Origin of the sequence: Streptomyces sp. NPDC002779, assembly GCF_042888685.1 — a bacterium.
Taxonomy (GTDB): Bacteria; Actinomycetota; Actinomycetes; order Streptomycetales; family Streptomycetaceae; genus Streptomyces.
In genome coordinates this window covers 22,832-33,256 of record NZ_JBIAQC010000028.1, presented here as the reverse complement: position 1 = coordinate 33,256, position 10,425 = coordinate 22,832, and the positions used below count along the sequence as shown (strand labels likewise).

Annotated in this window: 7 protein-coding genes and 1 pseudogene; 4 read left to right on the top strand and 4 right to left on the bottom strand. The window is 73.2% G+C overall.

Features of this window, described 5'->3' with window-relative positions; translation table 11 throughout:
- Positions 1-112: 112 nt before the first annotated feature.
- Positions 113-1,430, top strand: a pseudogene (locus ACFYW5_RS35545) (jacalin-like lectin).
- Positions 1,431-1,506: 76 nt separating this feature from the next.
- A complete protein-coding gene (locus ACFYW5_RS35540) occupies positions 1,507-2,091 on the top strand; it encodes a TetR/AcrR family transcriptional regulator (protein ID WP_389421278.1) in 585 nt (194 codons plus the stop codon).
- On the opposite strand, the gene ACFYW5_RS35535 is transcribed toward ACFYW5_RS35540, so the two are convergent.
- The 4 genes from ACFYW5_RS35535 to ACFYW5_RS35520 form a co-directional block, all read right to left on the bottom strand.
- Entirely contained in the window at positions 2,043-2,837 is a 795-nt protein-coding gene (locus ACFYW5_RS35535; protein ID WP_389421277.1) for an isocitrate lyase/phosphoenolpyruvate mutase family protein, read from the bottom strand. The two genes, ACFYW5_RS35540 and ACFYW5_RS35535, sit on opposite strands and share 49 nt — an antisense overlap.
- Positions 2,834-4,561, bottom strand: a complete 1,728-nt coding sequence (locus tag ACFYW5_RS35530; protein WP_389421276.1) for a DUF2264 domain-containing protein — start codon at positions 4,559-4,561, stop codon at positions 2,834-2,836. Before ACFYW5_RS35530 ends, ACFYW5_RS35535 begins: the two co-directional genes overlap by 4 nt.
- A 67-nt stretch (positions 4,562-4,628) precedes the next feature.
- Positions 4,629-5,666, bottom strand: a complete 1,038-nt coding sequence (locus tag ACFYW5_RS35525) for a rhamnogalacturonan acetylesterase (protein WP_389421275.1) — start codon at positions 5,664-5,666, stop codon at positions 4,629-4,631.
- The gene (locus ACFYW5_RS35520; protein ID WP_389421274.1) at positions 5,663-7,075 is read right to left on the bottom strand and encodes an RICIN domain-containing protein; all 1,413 of its coding nucleotides are present in this window, start codon (positions 7,073-7,075) and stop codon (positions 5,663-5,665) included. The genes ACFYW5_RS35525 and ACFYW5_RS35520 overlap by 4 nt, the downstream gene beginning before the upstream one ends.
- Positions 7,076-7,230: 155 nt before the next feature.
- Here ACFYW5_RS35520 and ACFYW5_RS35515 point away from each other — a divergent pair, with 155 nt between their 5' ends.
- Together ACFYW5_RS35515 and mmuM are read left to right on the top strand one after the other, a co-directional pair.
- The gene (locus tag ACFYW5_RS35515) at positions 7,231-8,796 is read left to right on the top strand and encodes an FAD-dependent monooxygenase (RefSeq protein WP_389421273.1); all 1,566 of its coding nucleotides are present in this window, start codon (positions 7,231-7,233) and stop codon (positions 8,794-8,796) included.
- 74 nt (positions 8,797-8,870) lie between these two features.
- Positions 8,871-9,779: a homocysteine S-methyltransferase gene (gene mmuM / locus ACFYW5_RS35510; protein WP_389421272.1), complete on the top strand. Its 909-nt coding sequence runs from the start codon at positions 8,871-8,873 to the stop codon at positions 9,777-9,779.
- The last annotated feature ends 646 nt before the right edge of the window (positions 9,780-10,425 follow it).

Here is a 10,425-nt window from a genome sequence, read left to right as displayed (position 1 = left end):
CGCCAACCTGATCATCAGCATGCACAGGCACATCGTTCCAGACGCCCGAATCAGCACCCATCCACCTTGACCAAAGACATAGGGGCACCCCCCCGACGGAGACACCGCCACCATGAGACGAGTCCTCGGCACCCTCGCGGCCGCCGCGCTGGCCCTCACCGGCCTCACCGCCACCGGCGCGGGCCCCGCGACCGCCGCCTCCGGCTCCTTCGACGTGCTGACCTACAACATCGCCGGCCTCCCCCTCGGCCTCGGCGACAGCGACCCGGCGACGAACACCCCGCTCATCGGTCAGCGGCTCGGCCCGTACGACATCGTCCATGTCCAGGAGGACTTCAACTACCACGCCTCCCTGTACGCCCACGACACCCACCCCCACCGCACCGCGACCAGCGGCGGGGCGGGGGTCGGCGACGGCCTGAACACCCTGTCCCACTTCGCCTTCGAGGACTTCGAGCGGGTCGACTGGAACGACTGCACGGGCACGGACTGCCTGACCCCCAAGGGGTTCACGCTGGCCCGGGTCCGGCTCGCGGAGGGCGTCTTCGTGGACCTCTACAACGTCCACACCAACGCCGATGTCACCGACGCCGCCCTCGCCGCCCGCCGCGCCAACATCGAGCAGCTGTCGGATTTCATCCGGGCCAACTCCGCGGGCAACGCCGTGATCGTCATGGGCGACACCAACACGCGTTACACGCGCGCGGGCGACAACATCCGCACGCTGCTGTCGGAGAACGGCCTGCGGGACCCGTGGGTCGACCTGGTCCGGGGCGGCACCGCGCCCGCGCCGGGCAGCGACGCCCTGGTCTGCGACGCGGCGGCGCCGACGGACGGCTGCGAGGTGGTCGACAAGGTCCTCTACCGGGGCAGCGCCCTCGTGTCCCTGAACGCCACCCGCTACCACAACGCGTGGGCGTCCTTCCTCCGCGACGACGGCGCACACCTCTCCGACCACTTCCCGCACACCGTCGGCTTCTCCTACTCCCTCAGCCCGTCCCTGAGGGCGAGCGACTTCTTCGGCGGCCCGCACGGGACGGCGTTCACCGACGCCGACGATCTGCCGGGAACCGCCTCCCCCCGGACCCTCACCCTGCGCGGCGGCTCCCGGCTGGACGCCGTGGCGCTCACCCACGACGGCGGTACGGCCCTGGCCCACGGTGGCACGGGCGGCACCGCGGCCTCCCTGACCCTGGGCTCCGGCGAGCACCTCACCTCGGTGCGGTTGACACGGGGTCAGAAGGACGGCCGGACCAGGATCTTCTCGGCGGCCTTCACCACGGACCGGGGCCGGACCCTGTCGGCCGGTACGGCGACCTCCGACGCCACGACCTTCACCGCGCCCCCCGGGGTGGCAGATCGTCGGTTTCACGGGACGGTCGGGCCAGGAGATCGACAAGCTGGGCGTGCTCTACGCGCCGATCGGCTGAGCGGACGGGCGAGGGCAGCCGCTGCCCAGGACGACTAGGCTGCTCCCCAGGCGCACTGGGTCCGGAGGGCGGTGTCATGGCGCGTGCGGGACTGACCGCCGAGCGGCTCACGGCGGCGGCGGCCGAGCTGGCCGACGAGGTCGGCTTGGAGAAGGTGTCCCTCTCCGCGCTGGCCCGCCACTTCGGCGTGCGGGACGCCAGCCTGTATTCGCACGTCAAGAGCCTCAAGGACCTCAGGGCGCGGATCGCGCTGCTGGCGGGCGGCGAGATGATCGACCGGATCGCCCTGGCGGTCGCCGGCCGGGCGGGCAAGGACGCCCTCGCCGCCTTCGCGGACGCCTACCGGGCGTACGCCCTGGAACACCCCGGCCGCTACGCGGCGACCCAGCTCCCGGTGGACCCTGCCTTGCCGGCGGACTCCCCCGCCCTGCGCCGTACCGCCGACATCACCTACGGCATGCTCCGCGGGTACGGCCTGGAGGAACCCGATCTGACGGACGCGGTGCGCCTGCTGCGCAGCACCTTCCACGGCTACTGCGCCCTGGAGTCGGCGGGTGCTTTCGGCGCGCCCAGGGACGTCCGCCGCTCCTGGGACCGGGCGGTGGAGGCGCTTCACGTGGCGCTAGTGCACTGGCCGTGCGAGCCGAAGTCCGGTGCCTGAGCCGCCCGTTGCACCTCGGCGTAGGTCGGTGTGGTCCCGCCGGGGGCCCGCCCGGCCCGGATGTCCGCCACCGTCTCCAGGGCCGCGCCCAGCGCCCGCCGGTACAGCAGCGACCCGAGACTGACGCGGCGCACGCCGAGGTCGGCGAGGTGCGCAAGGGCCGGTCCGGCGGGCGACCAGAGGATGTTGAGCGGGGTGTCGAGGTGCCGGACCAGGGCGCCGATCCGCGCGGGGTCGGTCAGGCCCGGGACGAACACCCCGTCGGCGCCCGCCTGCTGGTAGAGGTCGAGCCGACGCAGCGTCTCCCCCTCGTCCCCGTCCCCCAGCCAGTACGTGTCGGTGCGCGCGTTGACGAAGAGGTGCGGTACGGCCCGCTTGACGGCGGCGATCTTCGCGGCGTGCAGGTCCGCGGACCCCAGTGCGTCCTCCAGGTTGACGCCGACGGCGCCGACGGCGGCCAGGTGCCGTGCGAACTCCCCGACGGCGTCCGGGTCCTGGCTGAACCCGCCCTCCGCGTCGACGGAGAGCAGGAACGGCCCGCTCCCGAGGGTGAGGGCGAGCCGTAGCGTGTCGTCCCGGGTCACCGAGGCGCCGTCCGGCAGTCCCGCCGCCGCGGCGACGGCGAGGCTGCTGGTGCCGACGGCCCGGAAGCCCTCGCCGGCCAGGGCCAGGGCGGAGGCGTGGTCCCAGGCGTTGGGCAGGAGGAGGGGTTCGCCGGTGTGGTGGAGGCGGGCGAAGGCGGTCATGCGGCCATGGTGGGCCCCGGTCCGTTCGGCCCCCGCCGAACGATGGACACGTCCACCGACCCGTCCCCCACCCGGACCCGGGCCTCCGGACCCTCGGCCCACTCCACGACGACCTCCCCGGCGTCCTCCGCGCTCAGCGTGGCCGTCCCCGCCAGCTCGGCCGGATCCGGTTCCCCGGTGAGACGGGCGAGGGCGGCGAAGAGCGTGGGCCCGTCCCCCATGGCTCCCCTGAGTTCCTCGTCCAGGGCGAGGGCCGGTGCCAGTTCCGCCCGGACGCCGTCTCCCGCGGGCCAGCCCGTCACCCGTACCGGCGTCCCCGGCTCCGCCCCCACCACCAGGTGGATCCGCACCTCCACGGCACCGTGCACGAGCACCACGCTCGTCACCCGGACGCCCGGGGAGACGGTGTGGCGGGAGGCCGCCCAGCCGTCGCCCACGCCCAGCGGCTCGATGTCCGTGCGGCTCGGGTCGTCGCCCACGAACACGGTGTTGTCGTACGACGGTGCCGGCCGCGTCGACGTCGAGTAGGCCAGCCGCGTGTAGTACGGGTCGTAACGGACCTCCTCGCTGCCGTGGTTGTGCAGGCGGACCAGGCCGTCCGAGACGGTGGAGTGGAGCAGCCAGTTGGGCGGGGTCACCGGGTACGCCGCGTCGGAGCGTTCCGCGGGGCCCGGTTCCTCCGTCGCCGTCCACACCTCGTGCTCCGCCGGCAGCAGCAGTCCCAGGAAGCCCTTGCTCGCCCAGTACGGGGAGGCCGGGCCCGAGTAGTCCTGGAGCAGGGCGGGTTCGGGGCCGTGCCAGCCCAGGGTCAGCAGGCCCCGTTCGTCGACCGCGCCCCGTTCCAGGAAGTAGCGCAGGGCGCCCGAGGCGAGGCGCCGGGTCTCGCCCGGTGGCAGGGGGGTGTGGCCCGTCAGGGCGCCCAGCCACAGGGGGGCCGTCGTCGCGAAGCGGTACGTCAGGGAGCGGCCCTGGTGCAGGGGGGCGCCGTCGGCGGCGAACAGGTGGGCGTAGTCCTGGAGATGGCGGGCGAGTCTGCCGCCGTACCGGGCCAGCAGCTCCGGGTCGTCCGCCAGCCAGGCGTGCAGCACCGGGTAGAGGTGCATCGCCCAGCCGTTGTAGTAGTCGAACTTGCGGCCGTCGCCGTCGGTGTACCAGCCGTCGCCCACGTACCACTGCTCGATGCGTTCCAGGCCCCGGTCGACCGCCTTGCGGGACACCTCCGGCTGATGGCCGATCGAACCCAGGAAGCCGCCGACGGTGACCGGGAACAACTCCCAGTTGCACGGCCAGGGTTCGGCGGTGAGCGCGTCGCCCAGCCAGACCGCCGCCCGCTGTCGCACGGTGTCGTCCAGGCGGTCCCACAGCAGCGGGCGGGTCAGCCGCAGGGCCAGCGCGATGGAGGCCGCCTCCACCAGGGGCTGGCTGCGGTGCCCGACGCGGGGCCATACCCCGGCGACGCCCGCGGCCAGTCCCTCGGCGTAGCGTCCGAGTGCGGTCTCGTCGCGGCGGAAGGCCGCCAGCAGCAGCGTACGGGCGTAGCCCTCCAGGCCGTCGGAGAGGCGGCCGGAGGCGCTCACCCGGTCGCCGGGGAAGTGGTAGAGGGCGCGGTCGGCGGTGGCGTACGGCTCCACCGCGGCGAGCAGGGCGTCGGCGGCCGCCTCCCAGTGGGTGCGGGTCCAGCCGGTGCGGGGGCTGAGGATGCGGTCGTCGGGAGGCAGCTGCATCGGTTCTCCAGATGGCTCGGGACACAGACCTGGGGCGCCCCGGTTCCGGTCGAGGCGCCCCAGGGGTTCATCCCACCCTCACCAGGCCCTCGGGCACCAGCCCCTGGAGGAGGAGTTCGTCACGGACCAGCTCCGCGTACGCGGTGGCTCCCCGCACCGAGGTGTGGGTATTGTCCCGTTTCTCGTTGTACAGGTAGAGGGACTTGGAGCCCTCCACGCCGAGCGACTCGACCAGCGCCTTCGTCCTCGCCGTCAGGTCGATCAGCGGCACGCCCTCGGCCGCGGCGACCGAACGGACGACCGCCGGATGGTCCACGCCCAGGCCGTTCACCAGCAGCGCGGTGCCGTTGTCGAGCGTGCCGTCGGCGTTGAACCAGCGCCGCACGACCGGGGTGACGAGCACGGGTTCACCGCCCCGCTCGCGCACGCCCGCCACCAGGGCCTCCAGGTTGGCGCGGTAGGTGGCCTCGTCGGTGGTCTTGTCGTTGTGCGCGAGCTGGACGAGGACGAGGTCGCCGGGGTGGATCCGCGGCTGGACGGTGGCCCACAGCAGCGGGTTCCCGAGATAGGTGACCGTACTCTCCCCGGAATCGGCGTGGTTGGCGACCGACAGGCCCTTGCGGAGGTACTGCGGGAGCTGTTGGCCCCAGCCGTAGTAGGGGTCGCCGGGCTGGTCGCAGACCGTGGAGTCGCCGATGAGGAGGATCTGGCGGGCGTGCCGGGCGGGGGTGACCCGGATGCCGGCCAGGGCGGGGGCCGAGCCGCCGAGGGCCAGGTCGAGCCCCGCGGTTCCGGCGGGGCCGGTGGGTTCGCCCTCGGGGGTGCGGACGTCCACGGTGAAGCTGCGGGCGGCGCGCTCACCGGCGCCCGCCGCCGTCTCGGGGAGCAGGGCGCGCCGGGTCTCGCCGGTGATGGCCGTACTCGACTCCGTGTCGTCGCCCAGCAGCACCTTCACGTCGTACGTCCCGGGCGGGAGGTCGAAGTGGCAGGCGGAGGCGGTGCAGTTCGCCAGGCCCGGCGCCGGTTCACCGGCGTGTGCGGGGACCGCACTGAGCGCTGCGCTCAGCGCCACGGCTGCCGACAGGGTGACGCTGATGCGTCTCAACTTGCGCGCGTCCACTGCTGGTTCGTCCCTCCGTTGCAGGTGTACGTGATGATCGCGGCGGAGTTGACGGTGGACGCGCCATTCACGTCCAGGCACTCGCCGGTGGCGCGGGAGACGACGGTGACGTAGGAGCCGGTGGTGGTCAGCGACCACTGCTGGTTCACCGCCGAGGCGGCGCAGGTCTCCTGCGTCACCGTGTTCGCGTTCTCCTGGACGCACAGGGAGCTGTGCCGGGCCATCAGCTGGTAGTGGCCGCCGCCGACCGGCTTGAACCAGTAGCGCTGGTTGCCGCCGCCGTTGCAGTCGTACTGCTTGAGCTGGGCGCCCTGCCACTGCGACTGGCTGGTCACGTCGGCGCACCGGCCGGAGTGCCGGGCGGTCAGCGAGTAGTACGTCGCGTTCGTGCCGGTGAGCGAGCCGGTGGCTGTGTCGACCGTGACCTCCGGGGTCCAGGCCATCGACAGGGTGGTCGCGTTCGGGAAGGTCAGCGGCAGCCACACGTACCGGGAGTCGTTGACGGTCCCGCCGAAGGAGTTGCCCCAGCGGTCGCCGAGGTAGAGGTAGGAGGTGCCCGAAGTCCCCTGCACGGGAAGGACGTACGCGGTCTGCGAGCCGTACGCCGTGGCGTCGCCGGCGTTCCTCATGGCGGTCCACGGGCCGGACAGCGAGGTCGCGGTGGCGTACTGCTGCTGGTTGGGGTTCCAGCCGGTGGCACCCGAGGTCAGCATGAAGTACACGCCGTTGCGCTTGAACAGCGCCGGGGCCTCGCGATGGCCACCGTGCCAGGGGTCGGCGACCAGGGCGGCGATGCCGGTGTAGTCGGCGGTCAGCCGGTAGATGTGCAGGTCGTAGTTGTCCCGTGCGGCCGAGACCATGTAACCGGTGCCGTCGGTGTCGACGAAGACCGTGATGTCCCGGGACATGTGCCGGTCGAGCGGGCGGAAGCTGCCCCGCCAGGTGTAGTCGCCGTCCACGGTGTCGGAGACGGCGACGGCCGCGCGCGCCTCGCTGTAGTCGGTGCCGTTCTCCTTGTGCATCCACATCACGAACGTGCCGGTGGCCGCGTTGTACATGACCTTGGGCCGCTCGATGTTGGCGGTGGCCAGCTCCGGGTCGGTGGCCTCGGTCAGGACGTGGTTGCGGAACTCCCAGTTCTTCAGGTCCGTGGAGCGGTAGGCGGAGACGTACCGGAAGGTGTTGTCGGCGTTGCGGTTCTCGCCGAACCAGTAGTAGTACGCGCCGACCTTGATGACGCCGCCGCCGTGCGCGTGCACCGGGTTGCCCGATGTGTCGGTGAACTGGGTGCCGTTGGTGACGGTTTGCGGTGCCGCCCGGGCGGGACCGGCGGTGGCCAGGGCTCCGGCGAGCGCCAGACAGAGGGCGAGCAGGGTGGCGTACGCACGTCTCATCTCACGCACTCTCCTCGGATCGGTTCGGCATTGCGAACAACATCTGACATGGCGAACGCCGAAAAGGTATGGGTGTGTTACGGGAAGGTCAACGGGTCCGACGGGACGAGCTCAACCCCATTGCCACTGAACTCAACAAGTGATGAAATCAACGTATGGTGGATCAGGACGTCCCCGTGGACGACGAGGTAGAGGTGTTGATCGTCGGCGGAGGGCCTGTCGGGCTCACCGCCCGGGCCCTGTGCGAGCGTTGGGGCCTGCGGGTCCTGCTGGTCGAGAAGCACCGGCAGTTGTCGCCCTTTCCGCGGTCCCGGCTGGTCAACGTGCGGTCGATGGAGATCTTCCGGCTGCTCGGGATCGACGGGAAGATCACGGCGTCCGCGTTCGGGCCGGAGTACGGCCGCATCCGCTTCCGGGAGACCCTGGCCGCCCCCGACTTCGCCTCCGCGGCGCTGGTCGGGATCGAGGCGCCGGTGGCCGAGAGCCCGGCGCTCGGGGTGATGACCTCGCAGGACCGGCTCGAACCGCATCTGCTGGCCGCGGCGTCCGCGCCGGCGCGGTTCGGGGTCGAACTCACCGGCCTGACCGAGGAGGAGGACGGGGTGGTGGCCCACCTCGTCGACCACGGGAGCGGCGAGCACACGCGGGTCCGGGCCCGCTGTCTGCTCGCCGCCGACGGCGCGCACTCCACCGTCCGGGACCTGCTCGGCATCGGCACCGCCGGCCCCGGGGCGATCGCCGACGTCACCACCGTGGTCTTCGACGCCGACCTCGGCCGCTGGTGCGCGCGGCACCCCGCCGGTCTCTATGTGGCCCCCCACGGCTCCGTCATCCCGCTCTACCCCGAGGGCGGCTGGGCCTGGGTCGGCGCCACCCCCGCCGACCCCGGGCACACCGACTGGGCCGGTCTCGTCACGCACACGCTCGGCACCGGAACCGATGTGCGGGTGGACGTGCTGCGGGTGCAGCACTGGGTGATGAACGCGTTCGTCGCCGAGCGCTTCCGCCGAGGCCGCGTCCTGCTCGCCGGTGACGCCTGCCATGCGGTGCCCGTGGTGGGCGGCCTGGGCATGAACGCCGGGATCGCCGATGTGCACAACCTGTGCTGGAAGGTGGCCGGCGTCCTGCGCGGGTGGGCCGGACCGGGCCTGCTGGACAGCTACGAGCGCGAACGGGTCCCCGTCGCCCACCGGACGCTCGCCCAGGCGGTGGCCAACGCCCAGTTGCTGTTCCAGGTGCAGGCCCGGCGCCAGGAACAGTCGGCGAGCGGGGCCGCGCCCTCGGAACAGGTCGAACTGCCGTGGACGGAGCGGTACTTCGCGCAGCTCGGGCTGGTGCTCGGCGTCGCCTACGACTCCGGCGCCGTGCTCCCGGACGGCAGCGCCCCGCCCGAGCCGGACGACGAGGGCACGGACTACGTCCCCACCACGCGCCCCGGGCACCGTATGCCGCACCTCTGGCTGGCACCGGAGCGCTCCACGCTCGACACCTTCGGCGAGTGGTTCACCCTGCTCACCCCCGACCCCGCCGCCTGGGAAGGGCAGCTCGCCCCGCCCTGGCCGCTGCGCGTCGAGCGGCTGCCCGCGGGCCTGGGAGACCTCGGCCCGCACGGGGCGCTGCTGGTACGCCCGGACGGCCATGTCGGCGCCCGCTGGCCCGCCGGCCCGCCTGGCGACCGGGCCCTGCGCGAGGCCCTGACGGCGATCACCGGAACGACCTGATCCCCCATCACGACGCTGTGCCCACGCACCGGTCACGACCGGCCGCTCGACCACTGTTCGACTAGCGTCAGGACATGACCAGCGCCACCACCTTCGTCCAGGCCCTCGCGGCCGGTCCCGTCGTCCTCGACGGCGGGATGTCCAACCAGCTGGAGGCCGCGGGGCACGACCTGAGTGACGAGCTGTGGTCGGCGCGGCTGCTCGCGGAGCGGCCCGAGGCCATCACCGAGGCGCACCTCGCCTACTTCGAGGCCGGCGCCGACGTGGCGATCACCGCGAGCTACCAGGCCACCTTCGAGGGGTTCGCGGGCCGCGGGATCGGACCGGAGCGGGCGGCCGGGCTCCTCTCGCTGAGCGTGGAACTGGCCCGTGCGGCGGCCCGCCGGGCGCAGGCGGAGCGGCCGCTGTGGGTGGCGGCGTCCGTGGGCCCGTACGGCGCGATGCTCGCCGACGGCTCGGAGTACCGGGGCCGCTACGGCCTGAGCGTCGACGCGCTCGAACGCTTCCACCGCCCTCGACTGGAGGTCCTGGCCGCCGCCGGTCCCGATGTGCTGGCCCTGGAGACGGTCCCGGACACCGACGAGGCGCGGGCGCTGCTGCGGGCGGTACGCGGACTCGGGGTCCCGGTCTGGCTGTCGTACTCCGTGGCCGGTGACCGCACCCGCGCGGGCCAGCCGCTGCGGGATGCCTTCGCGCTCGCCGCCGACGCGGACGAGGTGATCGCGGTCGGCGTGAACTGCTGCGCGCCGCAGGACGTGGACGCGGCGATCACAACGGCGGCCCGCACCACCGGCAAGCCGGTGGTGGTCTACCCGAACAGCGGTGAGTCCTGGAACGCCCGCACCCGCACGTGGCAGGGCCGCTCCACCTTCACCCCGTCCCAGGTCCGCACCTGGCGCGACAAGGGAGCACGCCTGATCGGGGGCTGCTGCCGAGTGGGCCCGGAGACGATCACGGGGATCGCGGGGGCGGTACGGGCCTAGGAAACACCCCCTCACCCTGGGCGAATGGGCTCGCGTCCCACCCCGCCGGAGCACCTGCCGCACCCCGGGCGCCCGATCGCAAGGTCGCCCCGGCCGGGCCCGGTCACAGGGATCACGGAGGCGCCACCAGGCACGACCCCACCGGCCCAGGTCAACACCCGACGCGCCACCGCCGCACGGCCGACGCCGGACTCGCCCCGACAACCGACCTCGTGCCACACCGGCCCAAGTCACACCTGACGCGCCCAGGGCGCACACCCGACCCGAAGGCCCTCCCGGCCGGGCCCCGGGTCACAGGAATCGCAAAGGCGCCACCGGACCCGCCCCGCCCACCGGGCACGACCCCACCGGCCCAGGCCAACACCCGACGCGCCACCGCCGCACGGCCGACGCCGGACTCGCCCCGACAACCGACCTCGTGCCACACCGGCCCAGGTGCACCCCTGACACGCCCCGGGCGCACACCCGACCCGAAGGCCCTCCCGGCCGGGCCCCGGGTCACAGGGATCACGGAGGCGCCACCGGACCCGCCCCACCGGCCCAGGTCCACACCTGACGCGCCACCGCCGCTCGCCCGACGCCGGAATCGCCCCCGACAGCCGAGCTCGTGCCACACCGACCCAAGTCCACACCCGGCGCACGCCCG

What these genes read in the sequence shown, in the direction of transcription:
- ACFYW5_RS35530 (WP_389421276.1), bottom strand. Translation starts at nt 4,561, where the DNA reads ATGCAGCTGCCTCCCGACGACCGCATCCTCAGCCCCCGCACCGGCTGG.
- ACFYW5_RS35535 (WP_389421277.1), bottom strand. Translation starts at nt 2,837, where the DNA reads ATGACCGCCTTCGCCCGCCTCCACCACACCGGCGAACCCCTCCTCCTG.
- ACFYW5_RS35540 (WP_389421278.1), top strand. Translation starts at nt 1,507, where the DNA reads ATGGCGCGTGCGGGACTGACCGCCGAGCGGCTCACGGCGGCGGCGGCC.
- ACFYW5_RS35515 (WP_389421273.1), top strand. Translation starts at nt 7,231, where the DNA reads ATGGTGGATCAGGACGTCCCCGTGGACGACGAGGTAGAGGTGTTGATC.
- mmuM (WP_389421272.1), top strand. Translation starts at nt 8,871, where the DNA reads ATGACCAGCGCCACCACCTTCGTCCAGGCCCTCGCGGCCGGTCCCGTC.
- ACFYW5_RS35520 (WP_389421274.1), bottom strand. Translation starts at nt 7,075, where the DNA reads ATGAGACGTGCGTACGCCACCCTGCTCGCCCTCTGTCTGGCGCTCGCC.